Annotated in this window: 19 protein-coding genes; all 19 read left to right on the forward strand. The window is 42.7% G+C overall.

Features of this window, described 5'->3' with window-relative positions; translation table 11 throughout:
* The first annotated feature begins 36 nt into the window (after positions 1 to 36).
* A complete protein-coding gene (gene murD / locus FD05_RS10970; RefSeq protein WP_020281846.1) occupies positions 37 to 1,416 on the forward strand; it encodes a UDP-N-acetylmuramoyl-L-alanine--D-glutamate ligase in 1,380 nt (459 codons plus the stop codon).
* Entirely contained in the window at positions 1,416 to 2,507 is a 1,092-nt protein-coding gene (gene murG, locus FD05_RS10975) for an undecaprenyldiphospho-muramoylpentapeptide beta-N-acetylglucosaminyltransferase (protein ID WP_020281847.1), read from the forward strand. Before murD ends, murG begins: the two co-directional genes overlap by 1 nt.
* Positions 2,508 to 2,605: 98 nt before the next feature.
* Positions 2,606 to 3,313, forward strand: a complete 708-nt coding sequence (locus FD05_RS10980) for a cell division protein FtsQ/DivIB (protein ID WP_020281848.1) — start codon at positions 2,606 to 2,608, stop codon at positions 3,311 to 3,313.
* Between the two features lie 91 nt (positions 3,314 to 3,404).
* On the forward strand, positions 3,405 to 4,709 hold the full coding sequence (gene ftsA / locus FD05_RS10985) for a cell division protein FtsA (RefSeq protein ID WP_191980530.1): 1,305 nt from the start codon (positions 3,405 to 3,407) through the stop codon (positions 4,707 to 4,709).
* Between the two features lie 27 nt (positions 4,710 to 4,736).
* Positions 4,737 to 6,023: a cell division protein FtsZ gene (gene ftsZ / locus FD05_RS10990; protein ID WP_020281850.1), complete on the forward strand. Its 1,287-nt coding sequence runs from the start codon at positions 4,737 to 4,739 to the stop codon at positions 6,021 to 6,023.
* A 48-nt stretch (positions 6,024 to 6,071) separates the two neighbouring features.
* A complete protein-coding gene (locus FD05_RS10995) occupies positions 6,072 to 6,416 on the forward strand; it encodes a cell division protein SepF (RefSeq protein ID WP_020281851.1) in 345 nt (114 codons plus the stop codon).
* A gap of 24 nt (positions 6,417 to 6,440) precedes the next feature.
* Positions 6,441 to 6,716 carry a YggT family protein gene (locus FD05_RS11000; RefSeq protein WP_081637876.1) on the forward strand — a complete coding sequence of 92 codons (276 nt, stop codon included), beginning with the start codon at positions 6,441 to 6,443 and terminating at the stop codon, positions 6,714 to 6,716.
* 34 nt (positions 6,717 to 6,750) lie between these two features.
* Positions 6,751 to 7,542, forward strand: a complete 792-nt coding sequence (locus tag FD05_RS11005) for a YlmH family RNA-binding protein (RefSeq protein WP_081637877.1) — start codon at positions 6,751 to 6,753, stop codon at positions 7,540 to 7,542.
* Positions 7,543 to 7,557: 15 nt separating this feature from the next.
* Positions 7,558 to 8,241, forward strand: coding sequence for a DivIVA domain-containing protein (locus FD05_RS11010; RefSeq protein WP_020281854.1), 684 nt, complete (start codon positions 7,558 to 7,560; stop codon positions 8,239 to 8,241).
* Between the two features lie 345 nt (positions 8,242 to 8,586).
* Positions 8,587 to 11,391, forward strand: a complete 2,805-nt coding sequence (ileS, locus tag FD05_RS11015) for an isoleucine--tRNA ligase (protein WP_020281855.1) — start codon at positions 8,587 to 8,589, stop codon at positions 11,389 to 11,391.
* Positions 11,392 to 11,567: 176 nt separating this feature from the next.
* A complete protein-coding gene (locus FD05_RS11020; RefSeq protein ID WP_020281856.1) occupies positions 11,568 to 11,777 on the forward strand; it encodes a cold-shock protein in 210 nt (69 codons plus the stop codon).
* 67 nt (positions 11,778 to 11,844) lie between these two features.
* Positions 11,845 to 12,387 carry an NUDIX domain-containing protein gene (locus FD05_RS11025; RefSeq protein WP_020281857.1) on the forward strand — a complete coding sequence of 181 codons (543 nt, stop codon included), beginning with the start codon at positions 11,845 to 11,847 and terminating at the stop codon, positions 12,385 to 12,387.
* Between the two features lie 13 nt (positions 12,388 to 12,400).
* A complete protein-coding gene (locus FD05_RS11030; protein ID WP_020281858.1) occupies positions 12,401 to 12,730 on the forward strand; it encodes a hypothetical protein in 330 nt (109 codons plus the stop codon).
* A gap of 11 nt (positions 12,731 to 12,741) precedes the next feature.
* A complete protein-coding gene (locus FD05_RS11035; protein ID WP_020281859.1) occupies positions 12,742 to 13,431 on the forward strand; it encodes a 5'-methylthioadenosine/adenosylhomocysteine nucleosidase in 690 nt (229 codons plus the stop codon).
* An 18-nt stretch (positions 13,432 to 13,449) separates the two neighbouring features.
* On the forward strand, positions 13,450 to 14,613 hold the full coding sequence (locus FD05_RS11040; protein ID WP_020281860.1) for a cysteine desulfurase family protein: 1,164 nt from the start codon (positions 13,450 to 13,452) through the stop codon (positions 14,611 to 14,613).
* The gene (locus tag FD05_RS11045) at positions 14,613 to 14,957 is read left to right on the forward strand and encodes a DUF1831 domain-containing protein (protein ID WP_020281861.1); all 345 of its coding nucleotides are present in this window, start codon (positions 14,613 to 14,615) and stop codon (positions 14,955 to 14,957) included. The genes FD05_RS11040 and FD05_RS11045 overlap by 1 nt, the downstream gene beginning before the upstream one ends.
* Positions 14,958 to 15,456: 499 nt before the next feature.
* Positions 15,457 to 16,482 (forward strand): branched-chain amino acid aminotransferase, encoded by a 1,026-nt coding sequence (locus tag FD05_RS11050; protein ID WP_020281862.1) that lies wholly within the window; start codon positions 15,457 to 15,459, stop codon positions 16,480 to 16,482.
* Positions 16,483 to 16,635: 153 nt separating this feature from the next.
* Positions 16,636 to 17,673, forward strand: coding sequence for a branched-chain amino acid aminotransferase (locus tag FD05_RS11055; protein WP_020281863.1), 1,038 nt, complete (start codon positions 16,636 to 16,638; stop codon positions 17,671 to 17,673).
* Between the two features lie 70 nt (positions 17,674 to 17,743).
* Positions 17,744 to 18,589: a histidinol-phosphatase HisJ gene (gene hisJ / locus FD05_RS11060; protein WP_039933255.1), complete on the forward strand. Its 846-nt coding sequence runs from the start codon at positions 17,744 to 17,746 to the stop codon at positions 18,587 to 18,589.
* Positions 18,590 to 18,651 lie beyond the last annotated feature (62 nt).

Here is an 18,651-nt window from a genome sequence, read left to right on the forward strand (position 1 = left end):
TTTGACTATTCAAATGACGAAAAACGAGGGAATAAAATGAAAAAAATTGATGACTATCAAAATAAAAAAGTATTGGTACTTGGAGCTGGCAAGAGCGGCACCCACGCTGCTGAACTCCTGAAAGAATTAGGTGCGACCGTTGTTTTAAATGATTCAAAACCAAGCTCAGAATTACCTGAAGTGGCTGAGCTTGAAGCTGCCGGAGTCAAAACGATTACCGGTAAACAGGATCCAGCTATTTTGGATGATGGATTTGACATGATGATCAAAAATCCAGGAATCCCCTATGATAACGCTGTTGTTGCTGCGGCTGTCGATCACCATCTGCCAATTATCACGGAAGTTGAGTTGGCTTCTCAAATTACCGATGCAGAAATCATCGGGGTAACTGGGAGCAATGGTAAAACCACGACAGTAACCATGATCACTAAGATTTTGAATCAGGAACGTGAAAAAGGCCATGCCTATGCAGCTGGGAATATTGGAATCTCAGCCACTGAAACGGCCAAGAAGGCCACTGCTGACGATACGATTGTCATGGAACTTTCAAGTTTCATGCTGTTGGGGATCAAAACTCTGCATCCACACGTTGCGGTTTTGACCAACATCTTCTCCAACCATTTGGATTATCACAAGACTCGTGAAAATTATGTGAATGCTAAAATGCGAATCACGATGAACCAGACACCTGACGATTTCTTTGTCGTTAACTTTGATTCGGATGAATGGCGTGGCTTGAGTAAACGAAGTGCTGCCAAAGTGGTCCCATTTGCGCGGACGACAGAAATTGATAAAGGTGCTTACGAAAAAAACGGCAAATTATATTACAACGATGAATTCATTATGAACGCCGAGGATATCAAGGTTCCCGGCAAACAAAATGTTGAGAATGCCTTGGCTGCCATTGCCTGTGCCAAAGTCTTGGGTAAATCTAATTTAGCAATTACCAACGTTTTGGAAACCTTCACTGGTGTCCGTCATCGTCTCCAATTCGTTCTCGAAGCCAACGGCCGTAAATTCTACAATGATTCCAAGGCGACTGACATTGAGGCCACTCAGATTGCACTTGAAGGATTTGACAAACCAGTTGTGTTATTAGCAGGTGGATTGGATCGCGGATACACTTTTGATAAATTGATTCCACAATTTAAAGACCATGTTAAAGCTGCTGTGTTGTTCGGAGAAACGGCTGACCTTTTGGAAGATTCCTTAAAGAAAGCTGGGATCACAGACATTCAGAAAGTTGATAACTTGGACCAGGCTGTTCCAGCGGCATACTCATATAGTGATGAGGGGGATATCGTCTTGTTGTCACCCGCTAATGCAAGTTGGGATCAGTTCAAGACTTTTGAAGAACGTGGAGATCGATACATTGCAGATGTTGAAAAGCTGACGAATAAGCAGGAGGGTCACTAATGCGTTTAATCATTTCTGGTGGCGGTACCGGTGGGCATATTTACCCGGCGCTCGCCATTATTGAAGATTTATTAAAACAAGAACCGGATTCTGAAGTGCTCTACGTTGGTTCTAAGCGAGGCTTGGAAAGTTCGATTGTTCCTGAACAAGGAATTAAATTTATCGCTTTGGAAATCCAAGGCTTTAAACGGTCACTTTCACTGGAAAACTTTAAGACGGTCGCTTTATTCCTTAAGAGTGTGCATGAATCCAAGAAAATTATTAAAGATTTTAAACCAGATATCGTGATTGGAACGGGTGGCTATGTATCCGGGGCCGTCGTTTATGCGGCCGCCAAAGCTCACATTCCAACTATGATTCATGAACAAAACAGCGCCGTCGGTCTCACCAACAAGTTTTTAAGCCATTACGTTGATAAAATTGCGATTGGTTTTCACGAAGCTGCAGATCAATTTCCGAAAGAAAAAGTTGTTTTTGCCGGCAATCCTCGTGCCCAACAGGTTGCCAATATGAAGAGTACGTTCAAATGGTCAGACATTGATCTACAGGATAATGAACCGACTGTTCTTATTTTTGGTGGGAGCCAAGGTGCACCAGCAATCAACAAAGCCGTGATTGGCGCAATCAGTGAATTTAATCAGCGAAAGTATCAGGTTGTCTTTGTGACTGGCCAGAAGCGTTACCAAAACGTGATGGATTTGCTGAATAAGACACGGATCAGTAGCAACATCAAGATTTTGCCCTACATAAATAACATGCCGCAAGTCTTACCAAAAGTTTCATTGATTGTTGGCCGTTCAGGTGCCACCAGCATTGCTGAAATCACTGCGCTTGGGATTCCGGCTGTTTTGATTCCAAGCCCGTATGTCACTGCCGACCATCAAACCAAAAACACAATGAGTCTGGTCAGTCGTGGGGCCGCTTTGATGGTCAAACAGGATGACCTAAATCCTAAAAGTTTGTTAAAGGCGGTTGATCAGTTAATGCACGATTCAGCTGCACGTGAGAAAATGGCAGATAATTCGAAAAAACTCGGTGTGGTTGATTCAGCCGACGAAATTTTGAATTTAGCCCGGACATTAATTAAGTAGTTCGGTTATCGGGGGTAGAGCTCGTGGGAACACAGGACCAAAACGAGAAGGATCACGGAGGATTGTTTCGTGATTTTCAAAATAGGAATGTCAAAAAAATGTGGCCATTGGTGATCCTGATTACCGTCATTTTATTGGTGATGATTTTCATGATTTCATCATATAGCCGGGTTAAAAGCGTGACGGTTAGTGGCAATGAAATTGTCAGTGACAAGCAAATCAAGGGCTTTTCACCAGTCAAACCGGGCACATCGCTTTTTGCCGTTTGGGGAAAGACTGACAAATTGGCCCAGTCACTCAAACAACGCAGTATGCGGATGCAATCTGTTAAAATGAAATTAGTGAACTTCAACCAGATCAAAATTAAGGTTGAGGAATATCCAACTATTGGGTATCTGTATGTCCATGGCGGCTATCAACCGATTTTAAAAAGCGGCGTGATCATCAAGGGTAAAGTTTTGAATCCCAAAGCTGGCTTTCCAGTTCTAAAGAAATTTAAGAATCCAGAAAAGTTACGGCGGACGATTAAGCAATATCGAAGGATCAGTCCACCGGTTCGAGCCGTCATGAGTACGATTAGTTTTTCTCCAACCAAGAGCAATCCTGATCGGATCTTCATTCAGATGAGTGATGGCAACAAAGTGTACGCTTCAATCAGTACGTTTGGCGACAAAATGGATTATTATCCAAGCATTAATTCCAAGCTAAAAGTTAAAAGTGTGATCAATTTGGAAGTCGGCGCATATTCGTATCCAATTTCCAAAAAGCAAACTTCTTCAAATACGACCACAATGCATGGTTATTAGTGTCAATTAATCTTTTTCGATGATTATGATTGTGTTAAACTTATGTTATGTTCAGAAAATATTCTACTAGATGTGGAGGTTCCTTACATATATGGATAATTCGGGTTTATATGTGGGACTTGATATAGGAACTACCTCAATAAAAGTAATTGTTGCAGAAAAAGTAAAAGGGCAATTGAACGTTATTGGTGTGGGAAATCAGCCTTCTAATGGATTGAGCCGTGGTGTGATCGTGGACATCGATCAAGCTGCTGAAGCAATTCGGAGTGCTGTAAATCAAGCTCAAGAAAAAGCAAGTATTGAGATTAAAGACGTTATTGTAAGTGTTCCAGCGAACATGTTACGGATTGAACCATGTAATGGGCTAATTACCCTGGATGATCAATCACGTGAGATCACTGAAGAGGATGTCAGAAATGTTGCGGCATCGGCTTTGGGGACCAGTTTGCCTCAGGAACGAGAGATAATTGATATTCAACCGGAAGAATTCATCGTTGATGGATTTGACGGCATCAAAGACCCTCGGGGGATGGTCGGCGTTCGCCTTGAGATGCGCGGTAAACTAATTACCGGTTCTAAAGGTATTATGCACAACCTACAAAAGGCTGTTAACAAAGCCGGTTTGAACATCATGTCCACTGTTTTGACACCTTTGGCTGAGAGCCATGTTGTGTTAAATGACGGTGAGCAAGACTTTGGGACGATTATTGTGGACTTAGGCGGCGGTCAAACAACCGCTTCAGTCATTCACGATCATCAGTTAAAATATGCCACAACCGATCCTGAGGGCGGCACATTTATCACCAAAGATATTTCAATCGTTTTGAATACATCAATGGAAAATGCTGAAAAGATCAAACGTGATTACGGTTATGCAGATTCTCTGCAGGCGTCCGCGGACAATGAATTTCCAGTTGAAGTGGTTGGTCAATCTGAACCAACCTACATCGACGAACGTTATCTTGCAGAAGTGATCGAAGCACGTTTGAGCCAGATTTTTGATCGAATTAAGGATCGCTTAAACCAGATTCAAGCACTCGATTTACCAGGTGGAATTGTTCTAACTGGTGGTGTGGCTGCACTCCCAGGAATTGCCGAATTAGCCGCTGACCAATTCAACACTAATGTCAGGGTCTATATTCCTGATCAGATGGGATTGCGACACCCATCATTTACAGCTGCACTTTCACTGGTGTCATACTTTGCCGACTTGGCAGACGTTGATATGATTGTTAGATCGGCCGTTGGTGCGACATTAACCAAGGCGCCTAAGCTTAGTCAGCCGGAACAGGCTCAAAAGCCAGTTTCTGGCAAGGCTAAGAAGACCAAGAAACCGACACAGAAGAAAAAACGCGGTGAAGGAATCAAGAATTTCTTTAGTGATTTCTTTGATTAAGCACTTAAACGGAGGGAAAAGACAATTATGGAGTATTCATTAGATTCCACCGATAACCACGGTGCAAACATAAAAGTTATTGGAGTTGGTGGCGGGGGAAGCAATGCCGTTAACACAATGATTAACTCAGATGTAAAAGGTGTTGAATTTATCGTTGCCAACACCGATGTTCAAGCTTTAGCAACCTCAAAAGCCGAAACCAGAATTCAACTTGGCCCTAAACTCACTCGTGGGTTGGGTGCCGGTTCAAATCCTGATGTTGGTGCCAAAGCTGCTGAAGAAAGTGAAGAAGCCATCACCGAAGCACTCGAGGGTGCCGACATGATCTTCGTCACTGCCGGAATGGGTGGTGGTACTGGTAACGGTGCCGCTCCAATCGTAGCTAAAATCGCTAAGGACCAGGGCGCACTCACTGTGGGTGTTGTCACCCGGCCATTTAGCTTTGAGGGCCCACGTCGAGCAAAATATGCCGATGAAGGGGTTGCTCAACTCAAGGAAAACGTTGATACATTAATCGTTATTTCAAATAACCGTTTACTTGAAATGGTCGACAAGAAGACACCGATGATGGATGCCTTCAAGGAAGCCGATAACGTTTTACGTCAAGGTGTTCAAGGAATTTCTGATTTAATCACTAGCCCTGGATACGTTAACTTGGATTTTGCCGACGTTAAGACTACGATGCAGGATCAAGGCTCAGCTTTGATGGGTGTTGGAACTGCCAATGGTGAGAACAGAACTGCTGAAGCAACTAAAAAAGCTATTTCTTCACCATTGCTCGAAGTTTCAATTGATGGTGCAGAACAAGTATTGTTGAACATTACCGGTGGTCCTGACTTGTCATTGTTCGAAGCTCAAGATGCTTCCGACATTGTGTCACAAGCGGCTACCAGCGATGTCAATATCATTTTTGGTACTTCAATAGACGAGACATTGGGCGATGAAGTTCGAGTTACAGTTATTGCCACAGGGATTGACAAAAAGAAAGCAGAACAAGGTCGGATGGCTTCAAGACGAACAAGATCTGCGCGTCCACAGCCAACTGCCCGTCCACATTCTGATCGCCAAGCGCCTGCAAATGATCAGTCAAAAGATAATTCAAATTCCAAGAGTGATCCACTTGGTAACTGGGATATCAGAAAACAACCAGCTGCTACTCGTCCCGCAGCTCAAGATGAGTTCAGTGACGTTGAGAAGAAGGACTTCGATCCATTCCAACCTGATGTTAATTCTGATGATTCCAAACCAGATACCAGCGATGACTCACAAGACGACATTCCACCATTCTTTAAACACCGTCGTCGCGACAAGTAATATCATTTGACCGGTGTGAATGTTTGGTGAAATGTGAAAGGACACGAAATGCCAAAATTTAATTTAGCTAATTTTTTTGGGATGGATACAGACCAACCAGAAAATCAAATTGATAAGCCGGCGGACAACGTTGTATTGATGAATCGACAAGAACCAGAATCAAGTAGCATAGTTGTGTTTGAACCAGTCAACTATACAGATGTTGATACCATTGCCCAAAAATTATTAGAGGACAGTGCTGTCATCATCAAGTTGGATAAATTGGACAACAATTCAGCTGCCAGAATGGTTGATTTCCTGAATGGTGTTTTGTTTGCCATTCATGGATCAATCAACCGACTTGGCAGAAACATCTTCATTTGTTCACCGAAGAAATTTCAAGTAACTGAGTAATCTCGATAAATAAGGAGCAACCTATTGGTCACATTTGTTATGTATGCAGTTTGGTTCATCGACAAGGCTATCAACATTTACATGTTGTGTATTGTCGTTTATGCCCTGATGAGTTGGTTCCCGAATGCCTATGGGACAGCAATTGGCCGTTTCTTAGCCCGAATTGTTGAGCCATTTGAGAGTTTATTTAACTTTGCAACAGTTGGAATGATCAGCTTAGCGCCAATCGTTGCTTTAGCTGTACTCACGTTTGTTCAAATGGGCGTTAATTATTTAGGACAATTGTTGATAGGATATTAATGGTGTATACGTTTCAGCCAGAGGGGGAAATATCTTGGTAGACTCGAATATTTCGCAACACTATCGACAGGCGGAGTTGCCTTTTTTAGAGTCAATCGACAGTTTGAGCGGCAGAGTTGCAAATGAATATCGACCGATCCTTACTGATTTTTTAAATCCTAGACAGCTTTATATACTTGAAACAATCGTTAATAGATACGAAGGTGTCTCGTTTCAAACGTTTGGTGGTTTTCCTTCGGCAGAATTAAAGCGGGCAGTCGCATTCCCTGATTACTTTGTTCCTAAAGCGGATGATTACAACATCACGGCTTTTCAGATCGATTATCCCAGTAAATTTGCCACGTTGTCACACGGCCAAATCTTGGGATCAATCATGGGAAGCGGCATTGACAGGGATGTCATTGGTGATATCGTGACCGATGGTCTGAACTGGCAATTCATGTGCGAAACCGAAATGGCGGACTATGTCCAGACCCAAGTTGATCGGATTGGTAAGATTAAAATCAAACTGAAGCAAATTCAACCTGAAGATATTATTGTTCCGGTTGATGAAAGCGAGGAGGTAACCACAACGGTTGCCTCTTTGCGGGTGGATGCACTCGTTAGTGAAGGATTCCACATTTCTCGCCATCATGCTAAGGAATTGATTGAAGGCGGGATGATTCGGATTAACTGGGAAGACGCGGGCCGACCTGATTTGGAAATTTCTATTCAGGATATTATTTCAGTCCGCGGCTTTGGCAGGTTGGTTGTCAAAGATATTGCCGGCACTACCAAAAAGGGTAAGATTCGAATTGTATTAAAAGTATATAATCGAAATAAATAGGAGGATTGAATCATTATGGTATTAAGTCCACAAGATATTCATAACAAAGAATTTTCGACAAAATTACGAGGTTACAATGTTGACGAGGTTAATGATTTTCTTGATCAAGTGATTAAGGACTATCAGATCGTTTTACAGGAAAATAAGGATTTGAATTCTCAACTAAATGAGTCCAAAGACAAACTTTCTTACTTCAATGATTTGAAAGATTCTTTGAACCAATCCATCTTAGTTGCCCAGGAAGCTGCCGACAAAGTTAAGACGAATTCGAAAAAAGAAGCTGAAATCACCAGTCGAGAAGCACAAAAGAAAGCTGACGACATTTTGAATGCTGCCAACGAAAAAGCCGATGCTGTTTTGGAAGAAGCTTCCAAGCGCGCTAAGAAGTTAGCTATCGAAACCGACGATTTGAAGAAGAACACTCGGGTCTTCCGTCAACGACTTCAAGTAATGTTGGAAAGCCAACTTGAAGTGATCAAAGGTTCCGATTGGGATCGATTAGTTGAAGAAAAACCCACGACAACTTACGAAGATATTGAAAAAGTTGTTGGAAGCCTTGACAACATTGCAAAGCCAGGGGTACAATCTGAAACTAAACAGAGTAATGGTGCTGAGGCAGTTGAAGGCACACCGGCTACAGTGGATGATTCAAAGGAAACCGTTGTGATTTATCCAGATGGCAGCACAAAAAATGAATAGCTAATCGATTAGAGAAAAGAAAGTTACTGGCTGACACAACAGCGAGCTGAAGATAGTGGGAGTTCAGCAGTCACCAACCAGTAAATCGATCACCTCTAGTACATAAATCGATTATCGTAAGAGATAGAATTTTTTAAATTCTAAAATTGGGTGGTACCGCGAAGACTTCGTCCCTTGTGACGGGGCCTTTTTTTGTAGAGTGCGATGAGGGCTGGGTGGCCCCGGAGCACGTTTCCACTAAATAACAGTCAAACAACCACAAATTAAACTGTCACCCACAGCCAACACCACCATACCAAATCACCATTACTCCCAATAAATATAACCATGAAAGGAAGCCCATCAATGCGAGTAAAAGATACATTAAACTTAGGCAAGACCAAGTTCAAGATGCGCGGTAATCTTCCCGTTAAAGAAGTCGAGCGTCAAAAGGCTTGGGAAGATAACGATGTTTATCAACAAAGACAAAAATTAAACGAGGGCAAACCAACATTTGTCCTTCATGATGGCCCTCCATATGCCAATGGTGACATTCACATGGGGCATGCATTGAACAAAATTTCTAAAGATATTATTGTTCGATACAAGTCAATGACTGGCTACCGCGCACCATACGTTCCAGGATGGGATACTCATGGATTACCAATCGAACAAAAACTGACTCAAGCTGGTTATGATCGTAAAAAGATGTCAACCAATGATTTCCGTAAATTATGTCACGACTACGCTTTGAAGCAAGTTGAGCGTCAAAAAGAAGAGTTCAAACGTTTGGGTGTTTCAGGAGATTGGGACGATCCGTACTTAACATTGAAACCAGAATTTGAAGCTCAAGAAGTTCGCGTATTTGGTGCATTTGCCAAACGAGGCCTGATTTACAAAGGTAAGAAACCAGTTTACTGGTCATGGTCATCAGAATCTGCACTTGCTGAAGCTGAAGTTGAGTATCATGACATTACCTCACCAACTGCATTTTATGGTGAGCACGTTGTGGATGGCAAAGGCGTTTTGGACAATGATACCTATATGGTTGTTTGGACGACGACACCTTGGACTATTCCCGCTTCTGAAGGTATTACCGTAGACGCTGGATTTGATTATTCAGTTGTTCAACCGGAAGGCGAGACTAGAAAGTTTGTCATCGCAACCGAATTGGTCGACAAAGTAGCAGAACTGATTGGCTGGACAAATGTCAAAACTCTCAAAACAGTTAAAGGCCAAGATCTTGAGGGCGTTTTGGCTGAACATCCATTTGATCATAGCCGCAAATTATTAACGATGTTGGGCGATTTTGTGGACCTTGAAGAAGGTACCGGATTAGTCCATACCGCTCCTGGATATGGTGAAGATGACTTTAACATTGGCCGCAAATATGGTTTGGATATCTTTGCACCAGTTGATGATAAAGGTTATTTAACCAAAGAATCTGGTGAAGACTTTGCTGGCGTCTTCTACGACGATGCCAACAAGATTGCCCTTGATAAATTAAAGGATGCCAATTTGTTGCTTCACTACATGCCATTGAAGCATAGTTACCCATTTGACTGGCGGACCAAAAAGCCAATCATCTTCCGGGCAACCCCACAGTGGTTCGCTTCAGTTGATAAGATTAAAGATGAAATTTTGAAATCATTGGATGATGTTAAATTCTTCCCTGATTGGGGAAAAGTTCGACTCGCCAACATGATCAAGAACCGTGGCGATTGGGTTATCTCACGTCAACGGGTTTGGGGTGTGCCACTACCAATCTTCTATGGTGAAGATGGTGAAGCGATCATCACTGAAGAAACCGTGAACCACGTTGCTGATTTATTTGAAAAGTACGGTTCTGACATCTGGTTTGAAAAAGATGCCAAGGACCTGTTGCCAGATGGATTTACCAGCGAACATTCACCAAATGGCAAGTTCACCAAAGAAAATGACATCATGGATGTTTGGTTCGATTCAGGTTCATCACATCAAGGCGTTCTTGCTGAACGAAAAGATTTAACCTACCCAGCTGATATGTACCTTGAAGGTTCAGATCAGTACCGTGGCTGGTTCAACTCAAGCTTGATTACCAGTGTTGCCGTTTCAGGTAAAGCACCATACAAACAAGTTGTTTCTCAAGGATTTACGCTCGATGGCAATGGTCATAAGATGAGCAAATCGCTTGGAAACACAATTGCACCAATCGACGTGATCAAGAAGATGGGTGCCGAAATTGTTCGCTTGTGGGTTACCTCTGTTGATTCATCAGCTGATGTTCGTGTAAGTACCGAAAACTTCGTCAAGATTTCGGATTCATACAAGAAGATCCGAAACACGATGCGGTTCTTGTTAGCCAACACAGCTGATTTTGATCCCAAGAAAAACACAGTTGCCTTTGATGATTTGGAATCACAAGACCAATATATGTTGGTTCTCTTCAACAAATTCCTTTCCGAAACTAGAAGTTATATGGAAAAATATGACTTCTTGGATTGGAACAAGAAGGTTGTTGAATTTATCACCAACGACTTATCCGCATTCTACTTGGATATTGCCAAAGATATTGTCTACATCGACAAGCAAGACGGTCACAAACGTCGTTCAATGCAGACTGTGATGTACGAAATTACAGTTGGCTTGACCAAGCTGATGACCCCTGTTTTGCCTCATACCACTGAAGAAATTTGGGGTTTCCTCCACGAACCTGAGGAATTTGTTCAATTGACCGATATTCCAGAACCAAAGAAGTATGATCATGATTCCGAAATTCTTGCCAACTGGACTAAATTCCGAAGTTACCGGGATGACGTTCTTAAGGTACTTGAAGAGGCCCGTGATGCCAAGAAGATTGGTAAGTCATCTGAAGCTGCTCTGACAATTTACGCAACCAGCGAAGTTGCTGATTTGATGAATAGTTTGAAGACTGATTTGGCAACTGTTTTGATGGTTTCACAACTGACTGTTAAAGACTTTACCGACGCACCTGATAACAGTACCAAATTTGACAGCGATGGATTAGCATTGTTAGTTGAGCCTGCTGAAGGCAAGACCTGTGAACGCTGCCGTTTGGTTCGTCAAGATGTTGGTGCTGACAGTGATTATCCAACATTCTGCAAGTCATGTGCTCAAATTGTCCGTGATCAATTCCCTGAAACCGCTGCTGAAGGCTTTGAAGAGAAGTAATCACCCGTTTTCTATGATGATAATTTAAGATTCATCAAATTATGTTTCAATATTCATAATTAAACATTAAAATGAGACTATGACTTAAAAGTTGTAGTCTTATTTTTTGTGCACTTAATCGAGATGTACGGGGAGCCCAGCTCGCTTTGGTACATTCTCATAGGAGGTAACCTAATTTGCTTAAAGGAAAAATTAAATCTTATAACCCACAAAACGCATTTGGATTCATCACGCAGGACAGCGGTGAGGATGATCTATTCTTCTTCAAGAATGCCTTTCCTGAAGATCAATACGGCACCATTCAAATTGGCAAACCCGTTGAATATGTCGTGGTTCAAGGACAAAAGGGGCCACAGGCTGCCAAAGCCCATGTCACAGAAGACTAGCCGTCTTGATTGCAATGGTTCGGCTTTATTTGTAAAATGATACTATTAACTAAAAAAGGTGATCGAGTTGGATTTTGAAGAAAAAGTAATTGGCAGCGAGAAAATTTACGATGGGGCAATTATTAACGTTGAAAAACAAACCGTTAAATTGCCGGATGGGCAAACCTCATTTCGAGAAATTGTTCATCATTCTGGTGCGGTCGGTATTCTGGCACTTACCAGAGACAATAAAATTATTCTTGAAAAGCAATGGCGGGCACCTGCGAAGAAGGTCACCGTTGAGATTCCGGCGGGGAAGGTAGACGGCCGGGATGCCAATTTTCACGACACGGTCATTCGAGAACTCAACGAAGAAATCCGTTATGTTCCCAAAACAATTAAAGAGCTCTATGGTTTCTACTCCTCTGTCGGGTTTTCCGATGAATTCATGAAGCTGTACCTTGCTGAAGACTTGGAACCCGTCAAACACCAATTGCCACGGGATAAAGGGGAGTTTCTCGAAGTCTTCGAAAAGACCATGCCCGAAGCATTACAAATGATTGCGGACGGCGACATTCAGGACGCAAAGACCATTACTGCCATTCAATATTGGCAATTAATGCAAAAGTAGGTGACCATTTAATTTGGCGATCGATGATAATAAAAAGGATGACGGCAAGCCGTTAACCCGAGAGCAATATCGAAAATTAAAGCTTCAACAAGAAGAAGACTTTGAGGCCCGCGATAAACGTCGGGTTCAAGTCGAACGCGAATATGCAAGAAAACACCAACAGGAAGGGCCTGAAGCAGAACCTGAACCTCAGGCAACCACGCGGACACACGAGAACATTAATCCCGCTGACGATTTCAAAACACCACGCTGGCACCGGATTAACCGCAAACTGAATTGGACAATCACAATCCTGATATTACTGATGGTGATCGTCTTTTTAGTGTTGTTTTTTGTAAATTAAGGAGAAATTGAATGACTTACGGAATTATTTGTGCAATGGACGAAGAATTGGCGATCCTCAAGGATGCCCTTTCTGATGAAAAAACTAAACATTATGGCAATGCCGAATACTATCTTGGGACAATTCATGGCCAAACTTTGGTCATCGTCAAGTCTGGCATTGGCAAAGTGCAGGCCGGCATTACAACGTCAACACTGATTAATGAATTTCACGTTGATGCTGTGATTAATTCTGGTTCTGCCGGTGGAATTGGTGAAGGATTATCCGTCGGTGACATTGTCGTTTCAACCGAGACGGCTTATCATGATGTCGATGTGACCACCTCAGGGTACAAGATGGGGCAACTGCCAGGCTTTCCGGCGCGTTTTCCAGCCTCACCTGAACTTGCCGATAAGATTATCAACGCTGCCAAACAAAGCGGCGTGACTGCCCACAAAGGGCTAATTGTTTCTGGTGACCAATTTATCGCTGATTCTAATAAAATTGCTGAAATTAAGCATCACTTCCCCGATGCATTATGTTCTGAAATGGAAGGGGCAGCGGTTGGACAGGTCGCTTACCAAAACAAGGTGCCATATGCGGTGATTCGGGCTATGTCCGACGTTGGTGATGAAGAAGCTGAAATCAGTTTTGACAAATTTATTATTACTGCCGGCAAAAAGTCCGGTCAAATGTTGATTGACCTCTTTAAGAACGAGTGAATTTAGGGAGTGAAAATAGTGAAAGAGATATATCTTGATAATGCTGCAACCACGCCAGTTTCTGACGAGGTTTACACGGAATTGATGGACAAGTACAAAAATATTTATGGAAATGCCTCCACGCTATATGGATTGGGTCGTGAGTCCAAAGCGATCATGGAAAATTCCCGTGATATCATTGCCAAAAGTATTAATGCCGATCCTGATGACATTGTCTTTACCAGTGGCGGGTCTGAAAGTGACAATACGGCAATTACCCAAACCGCCATTGCCCGCAAATCACTTGGTAACCATATCATTACAACGGCAATTGAACATGAAGCCGTTTTAAGGCCCTGTGAGGCACTTGAGAAGATGGGCTTCAGAGTTACTTACTTGCCAGTAGATGAGTACGGAAACATCTCTCTAGACGATTTTAAGGCTGCCTTGGACGATGACACGATCCTGGTTTCGATTATGACTGGGAACAATGAGGTTGGTTCTATCATGCCGATTCACGAAATTGGCGAAATCTTGAAGGATCATCAAGCCTGGTTCCATACTGATGCTGTTCAAGCTTATGGTTTGTTGGACATCGATGTTGAACGCGACCATATTGATATGTTGTCAACGTCAGCGCACAAGATTAACGGTCCCAAGATGATTGGGTTCCTGTATCGCCGTAAAGGGGTTAATTTCCCGAGCCTGATTAAGGGCGGCGATCAGGAAGAAAAACGGCGGGCCGGTACTGAAAATGTCCCAGCAATTGCCGGGTTTGCCAAAGCAGTTGAGACGATTACTACCGAAGAAAAGGCACACCGTCAAGAAAAGTATTTAAAATTCAAACACCATATCGCAGACAAACTGAAGGCTAATGGGGTTGAATTCGAAATCAATGGCCGAATTACTGAGGATAACCTCAACCATGTGTTTAATATTTGGCTTAAAGGTATCTCAACCTATGTCATGCAGACTAATTTGGATTTGGCAGGCATTGCGGTTTCCGGTGGTTCGGCATGTACGGCCGGCAGCATTGAGCCTTCTCACGTATTAGTTGCCATGTATGGCAAGGACAGCCCAAGAATAAGCGAGTCGATCAGAATCAGTTTTGGGCGGTATAATACAATTGAGGACTTGGATAAATTGGTAGATGCAATTACCAAGATTGTTAACCGGGTCAAAAACAAGGGGGTAAAGATGTAATGGCATTTGCAAAGACAGGTAAGGTCAACGGTGATGATACGGTTTATGAACTGCATGATAACGTTAAACGCTTCACACTGCGGGATTTAGGATTTACTGAAGGAAAGACAGGCGTCTTTTCGTTGGAAAAATCATTGGATCCAACCTCACCATATAATGCAAATTATAAATTTAAAATGAAGGTTGATAAGGATTTAAGTGGCTTCAGAATGGCAATTACCACAGGTAACGGCCTGGAAAAAGTCAACATCTTCAATAATCCGGATACTCAACCAAGTGTTGATCAATATCAGTTTATTATTAATGATTTGATTGATAGAGATGTGATAAAGCGCAGAGTGTGACAAAGACCGGGTGTCCCCGGAGTGTAAGACAGAAAGCCTAAGGGTGAGCGGTTCTGGCTCATCCTTAGGCATTCTGTCTTACGCAGTAGGGGCAGGTCTGCCGCCAAGTAGGCTAGGCAGGCTTTCAGCCGGCCGTCGGAACACGTTTCCGCTAGAGAAAATGTATCTTGAATCAAACATTCAATACAAAACAATCCCACAAATTCAGCACTGAAAAAGCTCTCCGTCAACACAGACCAACAAACAACCCCCACCCAACAGCCCCGAACTTCTCCCAAGTTCCGAGCTGTTTTTTGATTTAACATTGACACAACCATGTAAAAGCGATAAATTAGACATTAATTAAGATATGATGATAAACGGATAAGTAATGATCTTATGAACAACTCAGAGTTTCACGTTCGTCGGGTGATTTCTTACATATCTGAATTGTAGAAACCATACTTAGTTACAACGCTTATCACCTGCTTAATCAATATTTTAAGGAGGACACATATACATGGCAAAACAAAAGTTAGAAGATTTAGATTGGACCAACCTTGGTTTCGCGTATCGTGATTTACCATACAGTTACAACGAGGAATTTAAGGATGGCAAATGGCAAAATGGTGGCTTAACCACTGATTCAACCTTGACCTTCAACGAGGCGGCTGAAGAATTACATTATGGCCAAGAAGTTTTTGAAGGCATGAAGGCATATCGCACTAAGGACGGCGAAATTCAACTGTTCCGTCCGGATATGAATGCCAAACGTTTCACTAATTCGGCCAAGCGGTTAGTTATGGAACAGTATCCCGAAGACAAATTTGTAGAAGCCGTTAAAGAAGTTGTCAAGGCTAACGCTGATTTTGTTCCACCTTATGGATCAGGCGGTTCACTTTACATTCGTCCTTTCATGGTCGGGACTGAACCACTGGTAGGCGTTTCACCTTCATCAACCTATACGTTCCACATTTATGCGACTCCGGTTGGTGCTTACATTAAAGGCCTGCATCCAATGCCATACATGGTCAGTAAGTATGACCGTGCTGCTTACGCTGGAACTGGACAGGCCAAGACAGCTGGTAATTATGCCGGCAGTCTGTTAGCAGCCAAGGAAGCTAAAGATAACGGTTTTGCCGGTGAACTTTACTTGGATCCTCGCCAACATAAATACATCGATGAGTTTGGTGGTGCCAACTTCTACGCTATTGGTAAGGACGGTAAATTCTATACACCAAAGTCGCATTCAATCCTGCCTTCAATTACGAAGAAGTCAATCTTGCAAATCGCCAAAGACTTAGGATTAGATCCATCTGAAACCAACATTGACGTCAATGACCTCGATGAATACACTGAGGCCGGTGCGATGGGAACTGCTGCTGTTATTTCACCAGTTGGTTCACTCACTAACAACGGTAAGAAGCACGTCTTTTATAGTGAAACTGAACCAGGTCCTGTTACTCAAAAATTGTATGATACATTATTTGGAATCCAATCCGGAGATGTTGAAGATAAATACGGCTGGGTCGTTCCAGTTAAGTAAACTTAAAAAGTTGGTAGTCGCAAGTGCGATGCCAACTTTTTTGCTTTCAAATCTATTTAATTGCAATTGACATTTTTCCTGCCAAACATTAGAATATTAGAAATTGGTTAGACCGATTACAACTACTTACTACATATCCTCAGGAGGGACACTATGGCAAAAGCAAAACCGGCAACAGAAATTGATTGGGAAAACTTGGGCTTTAACTATATGGATTTACCGTATCGTTTCTTAGCACATTACCAAGACGGCAAATGGGACGAAGGTCAATTAACCGAAGATGGGACCTTGCACATCAGTGAAGGCTCAACGAGTCTTCATTATGGACAAGCGGATTTTGAGGGATTGAAAGCTTATCGCACTAAGGATGGCAACATCAACCTCTTCAGACCGGATCAAAACGCCAAACGGATGACAAAATCCTGCGCCCGCTTATTGATGCCGGCATTTCCGGAAGACAAATTTGTGGCAGCGGTCAAAAAAGTGGTTGCTGCCAACGCTGATTATGTGCCACCATATGGAACTGGCGGTACCTTATATCTGCGTCCATTGATGATTGGTGTTGGTGGCAATATAGGCGTTCACCCGGCCCAAGAATACATCTTTACAATTTTTGCGATGCCAGTAGGCGCTTACTATAAAGGCGGCCTCAAGCCAACCAATTTCACCACTTCTTACTATGATCGCGCTGCACCTCATGGGACAGGTCAGAGTAAGGTTGGTGGCAACTATGGTGGTAGCCTGTTACCAGGTGACGAGGCTCATAAAGCCGGTTACTCGGACGTGATCTATCTGGATCCAGCAACCCACACAAAAATTGAAGAGGCCGGTTCGGCCAACTTCTTCGGGATTACCGCTGACAATGAATTTGTAACGCCCAAATCCGATTCCATTCTGCCAAGTATCACCAAATACTCACTGCTGTATCTGGCTGAAAATCGGCTGGGATTAAAACCAGTTCAAGGTGATGTTTTCATTGACGATTTAGATCGATTTGAAGAAGCCGGTGCGATGGGAACGGCTGCAGTCATCGCACCGATTGGTGGGATTGAATACAAAGATAAACTGCACGTCTTTTATAGTGAAACCGAAGTGGCACCAATTACCAAGAAACTTTATAACGAATTAACTGGGATCCAGTTTGGGGATGTTGAAGCCCCCGAGGGTTGGATTCAGAAGGTTGAAGTATAGAGAATGCACTGGGGGGGCCGAGGCAAAGAATTACTTTTGTCCGGCCTCTTTCTGCATTCAGGATTGGAGGATGGTAAATTTGATCAAACGAGAAGGGCATTCCCACACGGAATTTTGTCCCCATGGAAGTGGCGAGGATGTTGAGTTGATGATTCAAAAGGCCATTAAATTGGGTTTCCAAGAATACAGCATTACTGAGCATGCGCCATTACCTGAGGGCTTCACAGATCTGTATGCCGGCAAACAAACCGGCCTCACCGAAGCTTCAATGGCTGCTTCGGATTTGGATGCCTATTTTACGAAAGCCAATCAGATGAAAGCCAAATATGCTGATCAAATTAAAATTAACATTGGTTTTGAGGTCGATTTCTTGCCTGATTTCGTGGATTGGACCCGTGATTTTCTCAATGAGTATGGCCCACAAACAACGGACAACATCCTGTCGGTCCACTTTATGAAGGGTAGAAACGATAAATTTTGGTGTGTTGATGATACCCTCGAAGATTTCCAAAAGGGATTATTGAGTCACGCAAACAATTCGCAAATCCTTTATGAGAATTATTTCGAGGCAGTTTTGGCATCGGTCAACGCTGACCTTGGGGAATACACGCCGAATCGAATTGGCCACATGACTCTGATCAAGAAGTTTCAGGATTATTTCGGGTTGGATCGTCATTTCTCTGCTGACAATTTACACAGAGTCGGTACCATTTTGAGTGCAATTTCCCAGCAGCACCGCGAATTGGATTTAAACGCTGCTGGACTATACAAACAGTACTGCAATGAACAATACCCAACTTATTCGATCATCAAAATGGCAAAGGAATTAAATATTCCATTCGTTTATGGCAGTGATGCCCATAGCATCGCGGATATCGGTAGGGGGTATAACGGACTGATTTCTTTGGTTGAATAAACCCCTTGACAATCGATGAATTGATGATAGTATATTAAATTAAATACAGGAAAAGTTAATAT

The organism is Lentilactobacillus otakiensis DSM 19908 = JCM 15040 (genome assembly GCF_001434145.1).
GTDB classification, from domain to species: domain Bacteria; phylum Bacillota; class Bacilli; order Lactobacillales; family Lactobacillaceae; genus Lentilactobacillus; species Lentilactobacillus otakiensis.

Excerpts from the sequence above, each read along its gene's own strand:
- FD05_RS11010 (WP_020281854.1), top strand. The coding sequence starts at position 7,558 with ATGGTATTAAGTCCACAAGATATTCATAACAAAGAATTTTCGACAAAA.
- murD (WP_020281846.1), top strand. The coding sequence starts at position 37 with ATGAAAAAAATTGATGACTATCAAAATAAAAAAGTATTGGTACTTGGA.
- FD05_RS11035 (WP_020281859.1), top strand. The coding sequence starts at position 12,742 with ATGACTTACGGAATTATTTGTGCAATGGACGAAGAATTGGCGATCCTC.
- FD05_RS10995 (WP_020281851.1), top strand. The coding sequence starts at position 6,072 with ATGCCAAAATTTAATTTAGCTAATTTTTTTGGGATGGATACAGACCAA.
- ftsZ (WP_020281850.1), top strand. The coding sequence starts at position 4,737 with ATGGAGTATTCATTAGATTCCACCGATAACCACGGTGCAAACATAAAA.
- ftsA (WP_191980530.1), top strand. The coding sequence starts at position 3,405 with ATGGATAATTCGGGTTTATATGTGGGACTTGATATAGGAACTACCTCA.
- murG (WP_020281847.1), top strand. The coding sequence starts at position 1,416 with ATGCGTTTAATCATTTCTGGTGGCGGTACCGGTGGGCATATTTACCCG.
- FD05_RS10980 (WP_020281848.1), top strand. The coding sequence starts at position 2,606 with ATGTGGCCATTGGTGATCCTGATTACCGTCATTTTATTGGTGATGATT.
- FD05_RS11045 (WP_020281861.1), top strand. The coding sequence starts at position 14,613 with ATGGCATTTGCAAAGACAGGTAAGGTCAACGGTGATGATACGGTTTAT.
- hisJ (WP_039933255.1), top strand. The coding sequence starts at position 17,744 with ATGGTAAATTTGATCAAACGAGAAGGGCATTCCCACACGGAATTTTGT.
- ileS (WP_020281855.1), top strand. The coding sequence starts at position 8,587 with ATGCGAGTAAAAGATACATTAAACTTAGGCAAGACCAAGTTCAAGATG.
- FD05_RS11050 (WP_020281862.1), top strand. The coding sequence starts at position 15,457 with ATGGCAAAACAAAAGTTAGAAGATTTAGATTGGACCAACCTTGGTTTC.
- FD05_RS11055 (WP_020281863.1), top strand. The coding sequence starts at position 16,636 with ATGGCAAAAGCAAAACCGGCAACAGAAATTGATTGGGAAAACTTGGGC.